The 19,842-nt window shown below is 40.3% G+C and carries 21 protein-coding genes; 16 read left to right on the top strand and 5 right to left on the bottom strand.

From position 1 onward, the window contains the following. The first annotated feature begins 61 nt into the window (after window positions 1-61). From ACFSX4_RS05270 to ilvA, 11 genes are all read left to right on the top strand, one after another. Window positions 62-337 carry a UPF0223 family protein gene (locus tag ACFSX4_RS05270; protein WP_377772269.1) on the top strand — a complete coding sequence of 92 codons (276 nt, stop codon included), beginning with the start codon at window positions 62-64 and terminating at the stop codon, window positions 335-337. Between the two features lie 120 nt (window positions 338-457). Beyond that, complete coding sequence (locus ACFSX4_RS05265; RefSeq protein WP_377772267.1) at window positions 458-1,273, top strand: DUF4064 domain-containing protein; 816 nt, start codon at window positions 458-460, stop codon at window positions 1,271-1,273. A 257-nt stretch (window positions 1,274-1,530) separates the two neighbouring features. Beyond that, a complete protein-coding gene (locus tag ACFSX4_RS05260) occupies window positions 1,531-2,475 on the top strand; it encodes a bile acid:sodium symporter family protein (protein WP_377772265.1) in 945 nt (314 codons plus the stop codon). Window positions 2,476-2,500: 25 nt separating this feature from the next. Continuing rightward, window positions 2,501-4,198: a dihydroxy-acid dehydratase gene (gene ilvD, locus ACFSX4_RS05255; RefSeq protein ID WP_377772263.1), complete on the top strand. Its 1,698-nt coding sequence runs from the start codon at window positions 2,501-2,503 to the stop codon at window positions 4,196-4,198. A 634-nt stretch (window positions 4,199-4,832) separates the two neighbouring features. Next, on the top strand, window positions 4,833-6,578 hold the full coding sequence (ilvB, locus tag ACFSX4_RS05250) for a biosynthetic-type acetolactate synthase large subunit (protein WP_377772261.1): 1,746 nt from the start codon (window positions 4,833-4,835) through the stop codon (window positions 6,576-6,578). Then, window positions 6,566-7,084 carry an acetolactate synthase small subunit gene (ilvN, locus tag ACFSX4_RS05245; RefSeq protein ID WP_377772259.1) on the top strand — a complete coding sequence of 173 codons (519 nt, stop codon included), beginning with the start codon at window positions 6,566-6,568 and terminating at the stop codon, window positions 7,082-7,084. Before ilvB ends, ilvN begins: the two co-directional genes overlap by 13 nt. A 49-nt stretch (window positions 7,085-7,133) precedes the next feature. Beyond that, entirely contained in the window at window positions 7,134-8,135 is a 1,002-nt protein-coding gene (gene ilvC / locus ACFSX4_RS05240) for a ketol-acid reductoisomerase (RefSeq protein WP_377772257.1), read from the top strand. A gap of 121 nt (window positions 8,136-8,256) precedes the next feature. Next, window positions 8,257-9,321: a 3-isopropylmalate dehydrogenase gene (leuB, locus tag ACFSX4_RS05235; RefSeq protein ID WP_377772255.1), complete on the top strand. Its 1,065-nt coding sequence runs from the start codon at window positions 8,257-8,259 to the stop codon at window positions 9,319-9,321. 17 nt (window positions 9,322-9,338) lie between these two features. After that, window positions 9,339-10,748 carry a 3-isopropylmalate dehydratase large subunit gene (leuC, locus tag ACFSX4_RS05230; RefSeq protein WP_377772253.1) on the top strand — a complete coding sequence of 470 codons (1,410 nt, stop codon included), beginning with the start codon at window positions 9,339-9,341 and terminating at the stop codon, window positions 10,746-10,748. 18 nt (window positions 10,749-10,766) lie between these two features. Continuing rightward, window positions 10,767-11,363, top strand: coding sequence for a 3-isopropylmalate dehydratase small subunit (gene leuD, locus ACFSX4_RS05225; RefSeq protein ID WP_377772251.1), 597 nt, complete (start codon window positions 10,767-10,769; stop codon window positions 11,361-11,363). 14 nt (window positions 11,364-11,377) lie between these two features. Beyond that, complete coding sequence (ilvA, locus tag ACFSX4_RS05220; RefSeq protein WP_377772249.1) at window positions 11,378-12,376, top strand: threonine ammonia-lyase; 999 nt, start codon at window positions 11,378-11,380, stop codon at window positions 12,374-12,376. A gap of 43 nt (window positions 12,377-12,419) precedes the next feature. Here ilvA and ACFSX4_RS05215 read toward each other — a convergent pair whose 3' ends face one another. Then, window positions 12,420-13,028, bottom strand: a complete 609-nt coding sequence (locus ACFSX4_RS05215) for a YktB family protein (RefSeq protein WP_377772247.1) — start codon at window positions 13,026-13,028, stop codon at window positions 12,420-12,422. Window positions 13,029-13,108: 80 nt separating this feature from the next. On the opposite strand from ACFSX4_RS05215, the gene ACFSX4_RS05210 reads away from it, so the two are divergent. Further along, complete coding sequence (locus ACFSX4_RS05210; protein ID WP_377772245.1) at window positions 13,109-13,924, top strand: inositol monophosphatase family protein; 816 nt, start codon at window positions 13,109-13,111, stop codon at window positions 13,922-13,924. On the opposite strand, the gene ACFSX4_RS05205 is transcribed toward ACFSX4_RS05210, so the two are convergent. From ACFSX4_RS05205 to ACFSX4_RS05195, 3 genes are all read right to left on the bottom strand, one after another. Then, window positions 13,887-14,114: a hypothetical protein gene (locus tag ACFSX4_RS05205; protein ID WP_377772243.1), complete on the bottom strand. Its 228-nt coding sequence runs from the start codon at window positions 14,112-14,114 to the stop codon at window positions 13,887-13,889. The genes ACFSX4_RS05210 and ACFSX4_RS05205 overlap by 38 nt on opposite strands. A gap of 122 nt (window positions 14,115-14,236) precedes the next feature. Further along, the gene (locus ACFSX4_RS05200) at window positions 14,237-14,797 is read right to left on the bottom strand and encodes a hypothetical protein (RefSeq protein WP_377772241.1); all 561 of its coding nucleotides are present in this window, start codon (window positions 14,795-14,797) and stop codon (window positions 14,237-14,239) included. 172 nt (window positions 14,798-14,969) lie between these two features. Then, a complete protein-coding gene (locus tag ACFSX4_RS05195; protein ID WP_377772239.1) occupies window positions 14,970-15,161 on the bottom strand; it encodes a DUF5325 family protein in 192 nt (63 codons plus the stop codon). Between the two features lie 137 nt (window positions 15,162-15,298). On the opposite strand from ACFSX4_RS05195, the gene typA reads away from it, so the two are divergent. Next, complete coding sequence (typA, locus tag ACFSX4_RS05190; RefSeq protein ID WP_377772237.1) at window positions 15,299-17,143, top strand: translational GTPase TypA; 1,845 nt, start codon at window positions 15,299-15,301, stop codon at window positions 17,141-17,143. A gap of 27 nt (window positions 17,144-17,170) precedes the next feature. Next, window positions 17,171-17,500, top strand: a complete 330-nt coding sequence (locus ACFSX4_RS05185; protein WP_377773445.1) for a YlaH-like family protein — start codon at window positions 17,171-17,173, stop codon at window positions 17,498-17,500. A gap of 166 nt (window positions 17,501-17,666) precedes the next feature. On the opposite strand, the gene ACFSX4_RS05180 is transcribed toward ACFSX4_RS05185, so the two are convergent. Next, complete coding sequence (locus ACFSX4_RS05180; RefSeq protein ID WP_377772235.1) at window positions 17,667-18,149, bottom strand: hypothetical protein; 483 nt, start codon at window positions 18,147-18,149, stop codon at window positions 17,667-17,669. A gap of 117 nt (window positions 18,150-18,266) precedes the next feature. Here ACFSX4_RS05180 and ACFSX4_RS05175 point away from each other — a divergent pair, with 117 nt between their 5' ends. After that, window positions 18,267-18,593, top strand: a complete 327-nt coding sequence (locus ACFSX4_RS05175) for a DUF1507 family protein (RefSeq protein WP_377772233.1) — start codon at window positions 18,267-18,269, stop codon at window positions 18,591-18,593. 34 nt (window positions 18,594-18,627) lie between these two features. Then, a complete protein-coding gene (locus tag ACFSX4_RS05170; RefSeq protein ID WP_377772231.1) occupies window positions 18,628-19,815 on the top strand; it encodes an FtsW/RodA/SpoVE family cell cycle protein in 1,188 nt (395 codons plus the stop codon). Window positions 19,816-19,842: the final 27 nt, after the last annotated feature.

Below are 19,842 nucleotides of genomic sequence, written 5' to 3'. Positions count from 1 at the left end.
TAAAGTACTAAAACGGCGTCCATTTTTGGGCGCTTTTTTAGTAAATAAAGGAGTATGTTTTATGGATAAAGAATACAGCTATCCTATTGAAGCGGACTGGTCTACTGAAGAGGTAATTGATGTTGTTCAATTTTATGAAGCAGTGGAAAAAGGATTCGATGAAGGTGTGGCACGTCAGGAACTTTCAGATAAATATCAGCAGTATAAGAAAGTGGTGCCTTCCAAATCAGAAGAAAAGACTCAGTTTAAAGAATTTGAAAAATCGAGCGGCTATGCACCCTATAAATTGATTAAACAGCTTAAAGATGATTCTCAAACTGAAAAAATAACTGGCTGAGCATATAATCAGTAGTAAAATAAAAAAAATTGTGAGAAAATCTTTATTATCTTATTTTGCTGTGGATTAAAAATTGTCACAGCGGGTAATAATATAAAAAGAAATTAAGTGGAGGTTAATATGGCTAAAAGAGAGTATACACAAACAGTTAAACCGGTAAGCAGAATAGCTGAAAAGATTTTTGGCTGGCTGGCATTAATTAGTTTACTTGCAGTAGCAGTATTTATATTATTTATATCTTTTACGGCTTCAGACAATCCGGAAGTTGTTCAAACCATTGAATCAACAGCGGAGCAGATGATTCAAAGTGAAGGTCTTGAAAATATAACACCGGAAGAATTTACAAATGCGATGCTGACTGTAATAAATCAACTCTGGATGGCAGCCTTGTATCTGGTTCTGCCGTTTATATTAGGTTTATTCGGCTTACTGACAATGAGAAGACGTATATTGGCAGGCTTTTTACTGCTGTTTGCCGGTGTTTTATCTGCACCGTTAGTATTTGGTGTCCTGACAGGTTTAATTCCTTTATTCTTCATTATTGCAGCGATTCTTCTTTTCGTTAGAAAAGATATGATTGTCAGAGGTGATGATCTGGATTCGAAAGAAGTGAAGAAGATGAGAAAAGAAAATGATAAAATTGAAAAAGAGCGTGAGCGTGAGTTTGAAAGAGCAAGACAGCTTGAGCGTGAACGTGAATTCGAACAGAACAGCACTCAGTCTAAAGCGGATGATGAGTGGGAAGATGATTTAAACGACGAGAAAGCATCTGATATCGAAAGTACACGTAAATTTACGAGAATTGATGAAGATGAGATTAATAATTATGAATCATCGAAGTCAGACACTGATTATGAATATAATCGTAAAGATAATAACAGCGATGCAACAAGCGAAAGACGGAGTAATGTAGACCGTCGTAACAGTGATTATTAATATAAAAAGTTTAGTAAAAGTCTTTCGGGTTGAGACCTGAAGGACTTTTTTTATGCTCTGAATTTATTTAGTGTACAATTTCAAATAAAATTTTGTGCTTATGAAAACGCGAACAACCTTGTAATATCAGAGTATCCGTCAATCCATATTGTAAAAGATTCAAAAAATTTAAACTATAAGTATAGACATTATGAGAATCTTTGATAATATACCTATATTATCTTTTTTTAATTACATAATATTGGAGTGGGTTAAATGTGAATGCACTAATCAGATTCAGTCAGTTTGTAGGTAATACATTTGCGGTATGGTGTATTGTCTTTGCAGTATTAGCTTTTATGATACCGGATGGATTTACATGGATTACACCATACATTAATACGCTTCTAGGTATTATTATGTTTGGTATGGGTTTAACATTAAAAGCCAGAGATTTTAAGAATGTAGCAAAAGCACCTGTAAAGGTTCTTGCTGTCGTTCTTGCACAGTATATAATCATGCCTCTTCTTGCTGTAGGCTTAGTTTTCGTATTCAGCCTTCCGCCGGAAATTGCTATAGGAGTTATTTTAGTCGGCTGCTGCCCTGGGGGAACATCCTCAAATGTAATGACTTTTCTTGCAAAAGGGAATGTGGCGTTATCAATTTCAGCAACAGCAATTTCAACACTGCTGGCACCAATTGTTACGCCGCTGTTGACACTGTTCCTTGCGAGCGCACTTCTTCCAGTGTCATTTCAGGATATGTTTATGTCTATCCTGAGTATCGTTTTACTGCCGATTGTACTTGGTTTTATCGTCAGTTCTTTTCTTGGGACACATGTTGAAAAAGTGGAAGGTGTTTTACCTTTAGTATCAGTTATTGGTATTATAGGGGTACTGTCAGCTGTTGTATCAAATAATGTTGAAAATATTCTGCAGTCAGGACTGCTTATTTTCGGTGTTGTAATTCTGCATAATATACTTGGATATGTGCTTGGTTTTATACTGGCAAAAGTACTGCGTTTTGACTTATCCGACCAAAAGGCAATGTCTATTGAGGTCGGCATGCAGAACTCTGGACTTGCTGCAGCACTTGCAACTGCACATTTTGCACCGATTGCCGCAGTTCCGGCAGCGTTGTTTTCGGTATGGCACAATATTTCAGGGTCTCTCGCAGCGAATTGGATGAAACGTATGAAGGACACTAAAGAATCAGATCAGTAGTTATATTAATTATGGGGGTTATCAAATGTCAGAGAAAAAAGATTTGAGAATTAAAAGTAAAGTATATTCTGAAAGTAATGTTAAAGCACCGAACAGAGCGATGCTCCGTGCAGTCGGTTTTACCGATGAAAAGTTTGAGCTGCCGCAGGTCGGCGTTGCAAGTAACTGGGCAGAAACAACACCGTGTAATATTCATTTGAATGATCTTGCACAGTTTGCAAAGTCCGGTGTCAGTGAAGCGGACGGACTGCCGATTCAGTTCAACACAATTACTGTTGCGGACGGAATCGCAATGGGAACACCAGGAATGCGTTTCTCATTACCTTCCCGGGATATCATAGCGGATTCAATTGAAACAATGGTAAAAGGTCAGAACTTGGATGCACTTGTTGCTATCGGCGGCTGTGATAAAAACATGCCGGGTTGTGCAATTGCTATGGCTAATTTAGATGTTCCATGTATTTTTGTTTACGGCGGCACAATTGCGCCGGGTAATATTGACGGCAAAGATATTGACCTTGTAAGTGTGTTTGAAGGGGTCGGCAAGTGGAATAATGGAGATATTGATGATAAGCAGTTAAACAAAATTGAGTGCAGTGCCTGCCCGGGACCCGGCGCATGCGGAGGTATGTATACTGCGAACACAATGGCAGCAGCGCTTGAAGCAATGGGTATGAGTCTGCCGGGCTCAGCGTCTAACCCTGCAGAGACTAAAGAGAAGGAACAGGATGTTTACGAGGCGGGTAAGGCTATTTTGAACCTTCTTGAAAAAGATATTTATCCGAAAGATATTTTAACACGTGAGGCATTTGAAAATGCAATCACTGTAATTTATGCGCTCGGCGGTTCAACAAACGCTATTCTTCATCTGCTTGCGATTGCACATGCTGCAGATGTGGACTTAACTATTGATGATTTCAATACTTTCCAGGAAAAAGTACCGCATCTTGCTGATTTAAAACCAAGCGGACGTTACGTATTCCAGGATCTTTACAATGTCGGTGGTGTACAGGGCGTGATGAAATACTTATATGAAAAAGGTATGATTCATGGAGACTGCCTGACAGTTACCGGTAAAACAGTTGCTGAAAACCTGGAGGAAGTAGACCACTTAAAAGAAGGCCAGGATGTTATCATGCCGCTTGAAAATCCTAAGCGTGCCGACGGCCCTCTGATTGTTCTGAAAGGAAACCTTGCACCACTTGGTGCAGTGGCAAAAGTATCGGGCGTTAAAGTAAGACGTCATGAAGGCCCTGCCAAAGTATTTGATACTGAGGAAGAAGCAATTGAATCAGTAATGAATAATGATATTGTAGAAGGCGATGTTGTGATTGTCCGTTATGTTGGTCCTAAGGGCGGTCCTGGAATGCCTGAAATGCTGTCATTATCCAGCCTGATTGTCGGTAAAGGACTCGGGGAAAAAGTAGCATTATTGACTGATGGACGTTTTTCAGGCGGTACACACGGCCTTGTAGTCGGTCACATTGCGCCGGAAGCACAAGAAGGTGGTGCAGTGGCACTTGTTAAAACAGGGGATACTGTAATAATTGATCAGGACACTAAGGAGCTCACAATGAAAGTCGATGATGAGGAACTGAAAAAGCGTGCAGATGCGCTTGAGCTGCCTCCGTTGTATTCAAGAGGTGCTTTAGGTAAATATGCACATATCGTTAGAAGCTCATCACTTGGTGCAGTAACTGATTTTTATAAAAGAGATAAATAAACTGAATTAATTTATGGAAAGGACGGCGCCGTGATTCGGTGCCGTCTTTTTATATCTTAAACATGAAAGTCATAAAATTACATTATTATTTAAAAATCCTTTAACCATTACTGCAGTGGTATTGTAAACGATTTCAAATACTAAAAATTTAGATAATTACAAAAAAATTAAGCAAAACCTGTTGACCTATCACGAAAAAGGATGTATTATAACTTTCAACATCACAAATCAGAAATATCTGATTAATCTTAACTATCCAAATTTGAATATATTAAAACTTTGAAGGGAACATAAAGTTAAAGTGATTATTTTTCAGAGACTAGGGACTGGTGGAAACCTAGATAATCATTAACTTTATTCTCATCCCTGAGTGTATTGCTGAAAGGACACCCCGATTAAGTAATACCGGGTGCAGTGCACTCGTTATATAAATTTTAGAACTCAACTAAGCGGTTAATGACTGTGTTGGAAGAGTTCCAGAGGCTGCTACTGAGAAGTAACAGCGAATTTGGGTGGTACCGTGAAGCGACTCTTTTCTCCCCAAGGCCTATAACGATAGGTGGGGAGAGAAGAGTCTTTTTATGTTAAAAATGAGGATTAAATGTGATTGGAATACTAAGGAGGTTCATTATCAATGAAGGCAGAAACAAAACTTAATGAAGCTAAGTTAAATGAAAGAGCAGAAGAGAAGGTAATTACTGGAGCAGATGTGTTTATTCAATCGTTAGTCAATGAAGGTGTTGACACAGTATTTGGTTATCCGGGTGGTGCCGTCTTACCAATCTATGATGCCCTTCATCGAGCGGGTACTCCTTTCAATCACATCTTATGTAAGCATGAGCAGGGATTAATCCATGCAGCAGAAGGATATGCGCGGGTGACAGGGAAGCCGGGTGTTGTTATTGCAACGAGCGGACCGGGAGCGACAAACTTGATTACAGGAATCACGGATGCAATGATGGATTCACTTCCTGTCGTTTGTTTTACCGGTCAGGTATCAACAGCAGTGATTGGAACAGACGCCTTCCAGGAGGCGGATGTTATCGGCTTAACAACACCGGTCACTAAGCATAATTATCAGATCACAGATTTAAAGGATCTGCCGCGTATTGTTAAAGAAGCATTTCATATTGCTTCAACAGGACGCCCGGGGCCGGTGGTTGTCGATATCCCTAAAAATATTGCTGAGGAAATCGCAAAGGCGGAATTCGATACAGATTTTTATCTGCCGGGTTATCAGCCGACAACAAAACCGAATCCGCTTCAGATTAAACGTGTAGCGGAAGCATTGAAGCAGGCTAAAAAACCAGTTCTTTTATCCGGTGCCGGTGTACAGTTTGCAAATGCTTCAGAAGAACTCAGAGCATTCGCTGAGAAGTTTAAACTTCCGGTTGCGACAACACTGCTCGGTCTGGGAACATTCCCGGGTACGCATGAACAGTCACTCGGTATGGCAGGTATGCACGGTTCATATGCTGCGAATATGGCGATTCATGATGCAGATTTACTGATCAACATCGGTGCACGCTTTGATGACAGATTAACCGGGGCAATCAGGCACTTCGCACCAAATGCGAAAGTGGCACATATTGATATCGACCCTGCCGAAATCGGCAAGAACATCAAAACGCAGATACCGGTCGTAAGTGATGCGAAAGAAGCGCTGTTACAGCTTCTGCAGTATGACAATGAAAACCAGAGTACCACTGCATGGTATGAAGGTGTCATGAAAGATAAGAAGGATGCACCGTTCTGGTACGAACAGGGCAAGGAGTTAATTTCACCGCAGTGGCTGATTGAAGAGGTTTATAAACAGACTGACGGAAAAGCCATTGTAACGACTGATGTCGGGCAGCATCAAATGTGGGCTGCACAGTTCTACCAGTTTGATAAAGCCAATAATTTTGTAACGAGCGGCGGACTTGGAACGATGGGCTTCGGTGTCCCTGCAGCACTCGGTGCACAGCTCGGTCGTCCGGATGAAACAGTAGTGACGATTGTCGGTGATGGTGGTTTCCAGATGACAATGCAGGAGCTTGCAGTACTGAAACAGTATCACCTTCCTGTAAAAATAGTTATCGTTAATAACGAGGCTCTCGGAATGGTTAGACAGTGGCAGGAGAAGTTCTATGAAGAACGTTATTCGGAATCTCTTCTGAGCGAAAACCCGGACTTTGTTAAACTGGCAGACGGTTTTGGTATTAAAGGAATCCGTGTATCTGATGAAAAAGATGTACCTTCAGTGTTGAAAGACGCATTTGATCATGACGGTCCGGTGCTGATTGATGCCAGAGTTGAGAAACTGGATCTGGTACTGCCGATGGTGCCGTCAGGTAAAGGAAATCATGAAATGATTGGAGTGACACCATGCGAAGAATAATTACAGCAACAGTACAAAATTCGAGCGGTGTATTAAACCGTATCACAGGAATGTTATCCAGAAGAGGATTCAACATCGAGAGTATTACTGTCGGTCATTCTGAAATTGAGAATGTATCGAAGATGACATTTGTTGTGGATGTGGAAGATGAGTCTAAAACCGAACAGCTGACTAAACAGCTGCATAAGCAGATTGATGTGCTTAAGGTTAATGATATTACCGATAAAAAAATTGTAGCGAGAGAACTTGCTTTGATTAAAGTCGGTGCAACCGGTCAGCTGCGCTCTGAAATATACGGTATTGTAGATCCGTTCAGAGCACGAGTGCTGGATGTATCTAAAAACTCGTTAATCATTGAAGTGACAGGCAACTCAGATAAAGTTGACGCATTAATTGACCTGCTGACACCTTACGGCATAAAAGATCTTACCCGTACAGGCGTGACGGCATTTGCCAGAGGGAAACAAAAGAAACAAGTTCAGGAATTTCAATCTTTAATGATTTGAAAATATAAAAACAATACAAATTTTAAAAGCTAAAAGGAGATAATTAATTATGGTTAAAGTTTATTACGATCAGGACATCAACAGCGAGGTTTTACAAGGCAAGAAAGTGACAATCGTGGGATACGGTTCACAAGGGCATGCACACGCTCAAAACTTGAGAGATTCAGGATATGAAGTCGTTATTGGTTTACGTGAAGGTAAATCTGCAGAGCGTGCCAAAGAAGACGGTTTTGAAGTGAAGGCAGTTGCTGAGGCAGTTAAAGATGCAGACGTGACAATGGTACTGCTTCCGGATGAAAATCAGCCTCAAGTATATGTTGAAAGTATTAAAGAAAATATGAAACCTAACAGTGCACTTGCATTCGCACATGGTTTTAATATTCACTTCAGCCAGGTCGTACCGCGTGAAGATGTGGATGTATTCTTAGTTGCACCTAAAGGTCCGGGTCACTTAGTACGCCGTACTTATGAAGAAGAAGCGGGAGTACCGGCATTATTCGGTGTATACCAGGATGTAACTGGTAAAGCGGCGGATATCGCGAAAGCATATGCGGCTGGTGTCGGTGCTGCACGTGCAGGTGTACTTGAAACATCATTCCAGGAAGAAACTGAAACAGATCTTTTCGGTGAGCAGGCAGTATTATGCGGCGGAGTGACTTCACTTGTAAAATCAGGATTTGAAACTTTAACTGAAGCTGGATATCAGCCGGAAGTGGCATATTTTGAGTGTCTTCACGAGTTAAAGCTGATTGTTGACTTAATGTATGAAGGCGGCCTTGAAAATATGCGTTATTCTATCTCGGATACAGCACAGTGGGGCGACTTTGTAAGCGGACCGCGTGTTGTTAACGATGAAACAAAAGCTCGTATGAAAGAAGTGCTGACAGATATTCAGGATGGTACGTTTGCTAAAGGATGGATTTTGGAAAACCAGGCAAACCGTCCACAGTTCAATGCAATTAATGCGGCAGAATATAAACATCCAATTACGCAGGTAGGTAAAGATTTACGTGCATTAATGCCATTCGTTGGAGAATCAGTAAACAAATAATTTGTTTTCGGGATGAGCCTTGGTTGAGATGATGTTTCAATCACGGCTCAGCTCGTTTAAACAGATAATGTATAAAGAGTGAAAAGGCTGAAAGTTTCAGTGTAATGATGGAGGAATCAACATGAAGAAGACAATTGCAGCACTTCCGGGTGACGGTGTCGGTCCTGAAGTGATGAAGGGTGCAGTCAGCGTATTAAAGAAAGTGGCCGAGGTATACGGGCATGAATTTTCTTTTGAAGAACATTTAATCGGCGGTGCTGCTTATGATGAATTTGGTACACCGCTTCCGGATGCAACTTTAAAAAGTGCAGGAAATGCAGATGCCATTTTACTCGGCGCTGTCGGCGGTCCAAAATGGGATTCAGTAGATAAAACGTTAAGACCTGAGCAGGGATTATTAAAAATCCGTAAAGAATTAAATTTATATGCAAATTTGAGACCAATTAAAGTATTTGATGCTTTAGTACATTCATCGCCGCTTAAAGAATCACGTGTCAGCGGAACGGATATAATGATCATTCGTGAACTAACGGGAGGTTTATACTTCGGTATGCCGAGAGAACGTCGCGACGGCGGCAACACAGTAGTGGACACGCTTCTTTATACAAGAGAAGAAATCGAACGTATTGTAGAAGTTGGTTTTCAAACTGCACAGGTCAGAGGTAAAAAGCTGACTTCAGTGGATAAGGCAAATGTTTTAGAGTCAAGCCGTATGTGGCGTGAAATTGTTGATCAAAAAAGTAAAGACTATCCTGAAGTTACAGTGGAGCATGCTTTAGTCGATTCTACAGCAATGAAATTGATTACAGCACCGAATGACTTTGATGTTGTAGTGACTGAAAACTTATTTGGGGATATCCTGAGTGATGAGGCTTCAGTTGTTACCGGTTCACTCGGCCTGCTGCCGTCTGCAAGTCTGAGAGATGATTCATTCGGTTTATATGAGCCGGTACATGGTTCTGCCCCTGATATTGCGGGTCAGAATGTAGTCAATCCGCTGGCAATGATTTTATCAGCAGGCATGATGCTGAAATATTCATTTGGAATGGATAAAGAGTCAAGAGCAGTAGAGCAGGCGGTAGAAGCACTTCTGGCAGATGGTTTTCATTCGAAAGATCTGGACATTGAAGGAGAGCTGCTTTCAACATCTGAAATGATTGAGAAGGTAATGTTATATATCAAATAATTTGGAGGGGTGATTAAATGGTGAAGAAAACGATTATTGAAAAAATTTGGGAAAAACATGTTGTTCACAGTGAGGAAAATCAACCGGATTTAATATACATTGATCAACATTTAATCCATGAAGTAACGTCACCTCAGGCATTTGAAGGTTTGAGATTAAACGGACGGAAGTTAAGACGTCCGGATTTGACGTTTGCAACAATGGATCACAATGTTCCAACAAAAGACAGAGAGACGGTAAAAGATGAAATTTCTTTGAAGCAGATGGAAGCACTGAAGAAAAACTGTGAAGAATTTGGTGTGACACTTGCGGATATGTTCCATCCGGATCAGGGAATCGTTCACGTAATCGGTCCGCAGCTTGGATTGACACAGCCGGGTAAAACGATTGTCTGCGGTGATTCCCATACGTCAACACATGGTGCATTCGGCGCATTGGCATTTGGTATTGGTACAAGTGAAGTAGAACATGTTTTTGCAACACAGTCTTTGTATCAGTCAAAGCCTAAGACAATGAATGTTAAAGTAAATGGACCGCTTGGTCCCGGTGTGACGGCAAAAGATTTAATTCTTGCTATTATTGCAAAATTCGGTGTTAAATTCGGTACGGGTCATGTTGTCGAGTACACTGGTGAAGCGGTAAGGGACTTAACGATGGAAGGACGTATGACGGTCTGCAATATGTCTATTGAAGGCGGTGCACGTGCCGGTTTAATCAGTCCCGACCAGACGACAGTGGACTTTCTGAGAGGACGGAGATTTGTCCCTAAAGATGAAGCGGAATTTGAAGCACTTTCAGAGTCATGGCTCAGCCTTGCAACGGATGAAGGTGCTGAATATGATCAGACTCTTGAAATTGATGCAACTAAGATTGAACCTCAGGTCTCCTGGGGTACAAACCCGGGCATGGTCGTACCAATCAGCGGTACAACTCCAATAATTGATGAAGTGACGAATAAGGATGAAATCCGCCGTGCGCTTGAGTACATGGGGCTTGAAGAAGGACAGCCGATTGAATCCATTGCAATTGATCATGTGTTCATCGGCTCCTGTACAAACTCCCGTGTACGTGATTTGAAGCGGGCGTCAGAAATTATTAAAGGCCGGAAAGTAAAACCGGGTGTGAATGCAATTGTTGTTCCGGGTTCATTTCTTGTTAAACAGGAGGCTGAGGAACTGGGACTTGATCAAATATTCATCGAAGCCGGTTTTGAATGGCGTGATTCAGGATGCAGTGCATGCTTAGGTATGAATGATGATATCATTCCTTCCAAAGGCAGATGTGCATCCACATCCAACAGAAACTTTGAAGGCAGACAGGGTTCAGGTGCAAGAACGCACCTTGTAAGTCCGGAAATGGCAGCAGCAGCAGCGATTGAAGGTCATTTTGTGGATGTCAGACATTATGAAATGGGCATACCCAGCTAATTATTAAGGAGGGCGAAAATGGAAGCAATTCAGCAGCATACAGGAAAAGTGTATCCATTGAATCGTGAAAATGTTGATACAGACCAGATTATACCGAAGCAATTTTTAAAGAGAATTGAACGGACCGGGTTTGGTGAATTCGTCTTTTATAATTGGCGTTTTCATGATGATGGTACCCGTCGCAGTGACTTTGATATGGATGATGCGAAATTTGATGGTGCATCTGTTCTTATCGCAGGAGAAAACTTTGGCTGCGGTTCATCCCGCGAACATGCACCGTGGGCATTACTCGATTACGGCTTCAGGGTGATTATTGCACCGAGTTTTGCAGATATTTTTTATTCCAATGCATTTAAGAATGGAATTATATTAATTGCAGCGGATGAAGAAGATGTTAAAGCATGGCAGGAAAAAGCAGAGAATGGTGATTTTAATCTGCACGTGAATTTAGAGAATCAAACGATTAAAGACGACTCCGGTCAGGAAATATCATTTGATATTCCATCCTATCACAAAGAAAAACTGATTAACGGATGGGATGACATCTCACTTACACTGCAGCTTGAAGATAAAATTAAAGCATTTGAGGAGCGTGGTTCCATGGGGATTTCTTAACTGGTGAGGATATCATGGATGCCTGGGAGCATCTGAAAGATCAAACTCACAAAACGCCGTTAATCACATCGCAGACAACGAATCAACGAACAGGCAAGAATGTTTATTTTAAAATGGAGAATCAGCAGAAAACAGGTGCATTTAAATTCAGAGGTGCGAGCTACAAACTGATGAAGCTGACGCCTGCCGAGCTTGAGCGTGGCGTGATTACCGCCTCAGCAGGCAATCATGCGCAGGGTGTTGCACTTGCTGCAAGCAGAATGGGTGTTAAAGCGACAATATTTATGGCGGAACCCACCCCTCAGAATAAAGTGAATGCAACACGAGGTTACGGGGCGGAAGTCGTCCTTGTCGGGGAAAGTTTCCAGGAAGCCTATGAAGCATCACTGATTCACCAGCGTAAAACAGGTGCGACTTATGTCCATCCGTTTGATGATTATGATATTATGGCCGGACAGGGGACTGTCGGGATTGAAATGATGGAGCAGTGTCCCGACCTTGACACAATCCTCGTGCCGATCGGCGGCGGGGGACTGGCAAGCGGTGTGGCAGTTGCTGCTAAATCAATTAAGCCTGATATTAAAATCATTGGAGTACAGTCAGAACGTGCGCCGTCCATGTTTAATGCATTTCATACGGGTACTGTAAAACGTCTTGAGAATGTTTCAACGATTGCAGAAGGAATTGCAGTTAAGGAACCGGGACTTCTTACATTACCCGTGATTGAGGATTATATAGATGATGTAATATGTGTTTCAGAGGAAGAAATTGCAGATGCGATGATTTATTTCCTGGAACGCAGTAAAACATTGGTTGAAGGTGCCGGTGCTGCTGCACTCGCATGTCTACTGGCAAATAATGAAAAGATTGATTCGAAACATACAGGTGTGATAGTAAGTGGCGGTAATATTGACATCTCCAGGATGCCGGATATTTCAAAACTTGCATCAGATTTGAGATCGGAAATTGAGCAGGAAAGTCAATTGAAGAAATCACATGTACCTGCAAAATAAACAGAGCCCTGCTTTCTGATATCAGAGAGCAGGGCTGTTTGTTTTAATAAAATTTTACGAGTTTATCCATCACATTTTCTAAATCCTTAATGAATGTTTCGTCATTTTTGAGTGCTTTATCATCGGGAGGATATACTTTTCCGACAAGAAACTCTCCTTTTTTAACGTCTCTTAATCTTACGAGACCTGCTTTTATATCCTCATCAGTCATATCATCAAGCTTCGTTTTTTTAGGTTTCATATGATCTAAAGATACATGATATTCTTCCGGAAGTGCCCGGAATTTATCGATATCACCGAGCCATTTAGAAGCAGTTTCTTTTTTGCCGGGCGCTTCGTAAATTACGCCGTACATACAAAAAGCGTGACTGTTGTACAGACCGATTTGGAAGTGCGGCATCATTTTATATCCTCTTGGATTTGTTGAAAAGCTGACCCATGTATCATCAGGCGGATTTACTTTTCTTCTGGCATGCTTTGCAACATGCGCAAATTGTTCGTCTCCTGTTAATTCTGTTAAATATTCACTGAAATGTTCACCGAGGTTTTCAAGTTTTGGACGGGTGGTCTCAATGAGGGCGGACATGCGCGGCTCAAGTCCGTCTATTTCAAAAACATCAAAGTCTTTTTCTGTAAAGCTGTATTTCAGCATGAACTTCATCCTTTCATTAATCTATAGTATTTATGATAAGATATTAATGAACGTCAATCAATATATTGGGATGTGACAACATGGAAATTTATTTGTTTGCAAAAAATTTAATACAGGACGCGGGTGCGTTCATCAGAGAAAGAATGACTGAAAATTATAATATAGACAGTAAATCCAACAGGAATGACCTGGTCACTGATGTGGACCGCGAAACGGAAACTTTTATATATAATAGAATTGGTGAGAAGTTTAAGGACCATCAGATTATCGGCGAGGAAGGCCACGGTTTTGATATTGACGACATGAAAGGTGTGACCTGGGTTGTAGATCCGATTGACGGTACACTGAACTTCGTGCATCAGCATGAGAATTTTGCCATCTCAATTGGTATTTTTATTGACGGTGAACCTTATGCCGGGCTGATACTGGATGTAATGAAAGGTGACCTGTACCACGCACGTCACGGCGAAGGTGCATATATTAATGACACGCAGCTGACTGATATTAAGGATACAGAGTTAAAATCGTCTTTAGTTTCAACGAATTCGAACTGGCTTGTTAAAGACGGTATTAAGAAACCTTTCATTCAAATTGTAAAAGATGCGCGAAGTGTACGCTCGTACGGCTCTGCCGCACTTGAAATCGCCAATGTTGCAAAAGGCACATCCAGTGCAGCGTTGTTTTACAGACTCCATTCCTGGGATTTTGCCGGAGGAATGATTATTGTGAGTGAACTCGGCGGACTGACAACAACACTGCTTGGAGAAGAAATGAGAATACTTGAAACGAACAGTATTCTTACGGGAAATAAGAAAATTCACTCGGAACTGGTACAGTATTTTAAAGATGATGATGAATTTATTGAAAATCATGCGCGCTTTCACGGCCTGGATTAAACAAATATGTTTTGCTTTCTTCATTCTTTTTAACAAATTGACTGCTGATCAGCTGTTCATACGTATATCTGGATAAATCATATTGAAGATGAAACAGAATTTTCTTCTTTGTAAATTCCTCATAAGGAAATAATTTTAAGTAATGATAAAAATATTCACGGCTCAGTTCAAACAAATCAAATGAATGCATGCAGGTGCTGCACTGAATCCTGCTGTGCCTGATTTTTTCGAGAGAAAACGTTCTGCACTTAGAACATTTCAGACCTTCTTTAAAATGATTGATATGAGTGAATTTAAAATGATATACAGGTTTCATGTGGGCAGGACATTGGGACGGTACTTTTTTCTGATTACAGCTGAATGTTCGATCGCCCGTAAATAGTAAGGCAGGTTTTCCTTCGATAAAAACAGTTCCGACTTTCTGGTTTTTGTTTTGAATTCAGCGTTCATCATGACATATTTAATAATAATCGGACGCTGGAATTTTCCCTCATCAATGAGTTCGTGCTTAAATGTTTCGTACAGGTTTCTGCTGCGGTTTAAATCAAGTACAGCCTCATGCTGTTCGTTACATAGAATGTTGAAAGGGTTAATGTAGTGTACACCCTTCAAGTCATGAAGTACGAATAAATAATAGCAGTAATCTGTAACCATCAGTACATTAACAAATTCATGTGCTTCATCAAGAATCACTTCACAATGCCAGTGCACACTGATATTGGTCATATCAATACCGGACAGGTATTTCTCAAATTCAGCCTCAAGTGCCTCTGCACGCTGCATAGCATTATATTCTTCCTGTTCGGTATTTGAAAAGGGCAGTCTGTTATAAAGAAATTCATATACTTTTAGCTTTTCATTTTTTTGACGCATAATAATCACTCCGTATCATTAGTTGATAAATGAATTATTATCCCGGCGTAAATATTCGTCAAAAAACAGAAATTTGAAAAGTTCTTGAAATCATAAAAAATCCGGCTCCCGCAATAAGCAGAAACCGGATTTTCCATTTTTGAAAAGGACTGTTTTAAAAAGTCTGTAAAAATTAAAGCCAGCCGTTCTCGCGATATTTTCTTTTTAACGTAAAGCCTACACCAAATACAGCAACAAATAAAACAACTGCAAGTGCAGATAACAGAACCATCCCCTCGGCGATAGAAACTGAGAATAAAATCATCATTGCTACAGCAACTACAGCGAGGATAAAGAATATGGCTTTTGACTTTGGTTTTTCCATGCCGTCAAGCCTCCAAGGATTATTTTTAAGTAGTATATCACAGCATTAATTTTTTTAACAGGGTGTAACATTATATCTTCATTTATGATATAATGGTTCAGTTGAAAACTCGTAATTCTAAATATGAAGGGAAAGTCTTGATGAACTTAAGAGAAGATATTCGTAATATCGCAATTATAGCTCACGTCGACCACGGTAAAACAACACTGGTTGATGAATTATTAAAACAGTCTGGTATTTTTAGAGAAAATGAACATGTTGAAGAGCGTGCGATGGACAGTAATGATATTGAACGTGAACGTGGAATTACAATACTGGCTAAAAACACAGCGATTGATTATAAAGGCACAAGAATTAATATACTCGACACTCCGGGTCACGCTGACTTCGGCGGTGAAGTAGAACGTATTATGAAAATGGTTGATGGTGTTATCCTTGTGGTGGATGCATACGAGGGGACAATGCCTCAGACGCGTTTTGTTCTTAAAAAAGCTTTGGAACAGGACTTGAAGCCTTTAGTCGTTGTAAACAAAATCGATAAAGATGCTGCCCGTCCGGAAGAAGTAATTGATGAAGTATTGGAATTATTTATAGAGCTCGATGCAAATGATGAGCAGCTTGAATTCCCTGTTGCTTATGCTTCAGCAATTAACGGAACAGCAAGTCTTGATCCTGAAGTACAGGATGAGAACATGCAGTCCATTTATGATGCAATTATTGAAAGTGTACCTGCACCGGTTGATAACTCAGATGAACCCCTTCAATTCCAGGTTGCACTGCTTGACTACAATGATTATGTCGGCCGTATTGGTATCGGTCGTGTATTCCGCGGAGAAATTAATGTCGGGGATCAGGTATCATTAATGAAAATCGATGGAACGGTTAAAAACTTCCGTGTAACAAAACTATTTGGTTTCTTCGGATTGAAAAGAGTTGAAATTGAAAGTGCCAAAGCCGGCGATTTGATCGCAGTCAGCGGTATGGAAGATATTAACGTTGGTGAGACAGTAACACCGATAGACCATCAGGAAGCTCTTCCGGTGCTGAGAATTGATGAGCCGACACTCCAGATGACATTTTCAGTGAACAATTCACCATTCGCAGGCCAAGAAGGTAAGCATGTTACTGCACGTAAAATCGAAGAGCGTTTAGACCAGCAGCTTGAGACAGATGTATCTTTAAGAGTAGATCCAACGGATCAGCCGGATGCATGGAGAGTTTCAGGGCGCGGTGAACTTCATTTGTCCATCCTGATTGAAAATTTACGCCGTGAAGGATTTGAGCTGCAGGTTTCAAAGCCTGAGGTCATTGTTAAAGAAGTTGACGGTGTGAAATCAGAGCCTTATGAGCGCGTTCAAATTGATGTTCCTGAGGAAAACACAGGAAGCATCATTGAATCACTCGGTAGCCGTAAAGGTGAAATGGTGGATATGATTTCAACAGGTAACGGACAGACAAGAATTATATTTAATGTCCCTGCACGTGGCTTGATCGGTTACAGAACAGAGTTCATGTCTATGACTCGCGGTTATGGTATACTGAATCACACATTTGAAGAGTACCGCCCATTAATTAAAGGACGTATCGGCGGCAGACATAATGGTGTGCTTGTATCACTTGATAAGGGTGCAGCATCCACATATGCGATTCTGCAGCTTGAAGGGCGCGGTGTTAACTTCATGGAGCCTGGTACTCATGTTTATGAAGGAATGATTGTCGGTGAGAATTCACGTGATAATGACTTAACAGTCAACATTACAAAAGTGAAAGCAGCAAACAACATTCGTTCTGCAACTAAAGAGCAGACATCCACTATGAAAAAACCGCGTACGTTAACGCTCGAAGAAGCGCTTGAGTTTATTAATGATGATGAACTTGTTGAAGTGACGCCTGAATCTGTACGTCTTAGAAAGAAAATTCTTGATAAAAGTGAAAGAGAACGTGCTCAGAAGCGAGAAAAGATCAGACTTGAATCGGAGTGATAACCATTGTTTCTGCCTAATGTTTTAATGACAGCATTAGTTGGAGAACGACTCACATTCTTCGGCCGGCTGTACAATCTGGAAACCAATCCCGAAACTGGTATGTGGTATTTATTTATCACGATTTATATTTTGAGTATTATTGTTTATAATTTCGGTTTTGCCCGTAAAGTAAAAGTGTGGCAGAATTTAATTATTTACATTGTGATGTTTATCGGCTGTATCGTTCTTACTTTTTTCGGTGCTTTTTTACCGGTAGCGGAAAGTTTAATTGTAGCAGCTATTGTTCTTGGTCTGTATCGTGTGAGACTGCATCAGGAACGTAAAGCAGGCAATATAGGTAATAATGAAGAGTAGTTGATGAAATATCGATATTAAAAAGCAGTCCGCTGATGCGGGCTGCTTTTTGTATAGGAACAGACTGACAGGCACTTCAGACACAACTTTATGGTATCCACGATACAGTGATTTAACATAAAAATGCCTGAGACAGATGAGAGTCTGCTTCAGGCATTCCTAAGTATCAGCTGAATCTAATTTCTGTAACATGTTCAAGTGTTTCTTTAAGATTTCCATTCTTAATGATGTGAAGGTCAATCATATTATCATCATATAACCGTTTACCATCTTTCGAAAACTGGGCGAAATAGTATTTTCTTTCACTGAAGGGCAGTATAGTAGTGCCGTTATCATGTGTGAATGTAATCATGGCATCTTCACCGCGTTCCGGTTCTGTATATTCGAGGAACGGACTCAAGTTCATGATAAATGTCTTTTCAAGAAGTTCTTTTTTCTTGAATTTTTTTTCTGATTTAAGAGTGGGCGGTTTCGTCGTCCCTTCTATAATTTGGCGATTCCATTCTTTGTCATCCGAGAACAGAATTTCTTCGTTATTATTTGTGTTATTCAGTGCTTCTTCCAGAGTCACTTTCCGATCATCAAATATCCATGTAGAGGGATCTAAAGTGATTTGGTACTGAACACTGCCTTGAATTTGTATAATCATATGTATTCTCTCCTTATGCCACTTATTATATCAGACAATAGTACGAGTTTTAAATATTTGGAACTAAAGAAACCAGTTATTTGCTTGCTTTTTTAGGGCTTGTGATATAATATTTTAATGAGAGTAAGTCGAGGGGGTAGTGCTGTGTCCACTAACGAAGAATTACGCAGCCAAGCATACTTACAGCTTGAGAAAGATGCAGATCGAATTGTGCAACTCATAAAGGTGCAAATGGACAACTTAACGATGCCCCAGTGCCCGGTTTATGAAGAAGTGTTGGACACGCAGATGTTTGGTCTTTCTAAAGAAGTAAACTTTGCTGTAAGGCTTGGTCTTATCGATCCGAATGATGGACGTGACCTTCTTGAAAAACTTGAAATTGAAGTTTCAAGAGTTCACGAAGCATATATGCAAGAAGAAAAAGTTGAGTCTAAAGAAAATTAATCTTTAGACTTTTTTTATATAGAGGGGCTTAATTATGCAGTATGTTAAAGATTTTCTAAAATATGTTAAAGACTATTCAAAGTATGTAGATTTCACGATTATTATTACATATGTACTGCTGAGCTTAATTGGTTTGATAATGATTTATTCGGCAAGTATGGTGAATCTATATCAAAATCCAAACTCAGGTAATCCTATGGCTTTATTTAACGGCCAGTTTAGATTTGTTATTCTCGGTTTTCTGCTCGTATTTTTTATGACTTATTTTATGTCGGGAGAATTTTTTAAAAATAAAAGGCTGCATGTTATTTTAATAGCAGTCATTTTTATTGTTTTATTAATCACACATTTCTTCGGTATAGAAAGAAATGGTGAGAGAAACTGGCTGCAGATTCCAATCATTAACCAGGAGCTCCAGCCGTCGGAGTTTTTTAAGATTATTGTCATACTGTATCTTGCATATATTTATGATAAAAAACGTGAAGTGGTCGGTACACTCAGAAAAGAAAATTTCTTTCCTCTGTTATTAATTGGTGTTATTTCTTTACTCGTATTGTTTAATGACTTTGGAACATGGCTTGTTATATTCGCGATTATTGTCGGCATGTTTGTATATTCCGGTCTGCCTATGAAAATTGTTCTTGTTGTCGGCGGTTTTGTCGGACTGGTCATCTCAGTAATCCTTGCAGGGAGATTTTTAATTTCAGGAGAAGTGGTTTCCGGCTATCAGCGTGCAAGAATTGAAACCTTTATGAATCCGTTCCTTGATCCTACGGGGTCAGGATATCAATTAACAAATTCACTGATTTCGATTTCCCACGGCGGATTGACAGGGACAGGTCTTGGGAATGGTGTAATGAAGCTTGGTTATCTGCCGGAACCGCACACAGATTTTATATTTGCGGTAATCGCTGAAGAACTTGGATTAATCGGGGTATTATTTATACTGGCACTGTATATTATACTGGTGTTTAAAGCACTGCATTATGCGAGTATTTCTTCAGATAAATTTTACAGTCTGGTCTGTATCGGGATTGCGATGTACATCAGCATACAGGTATTTGTAAATATCGGCGGTATATCAAAATTGATTCCTTTAACAGGTGTTCCACTGCCGCTTCTCAGCCAGGGCGGCTCGGCATTTTTAAGTATTTCAATAGCAGTAGGTCTTTTGTCGATTGCAGCAAAACATGTTAAAGAAGGACATAAAAAAGTAAAATAGCTTAAAATCAGCAGTTATCAATAAGAT

This window comes from Corticicoccus populi (genome assembly GCF_042686195.1).
GTDB lineage: Bacteria > Bacillota > Bacilli > Staphylococcales > Salinicoccaceae > Corticicoccus > Corticicoccus populi.
The sequence above is the reverse complement of the archived record's forward strand: the minus strand, read 5'-3'. Positions and strand labels throughout refer to the sequence as shown.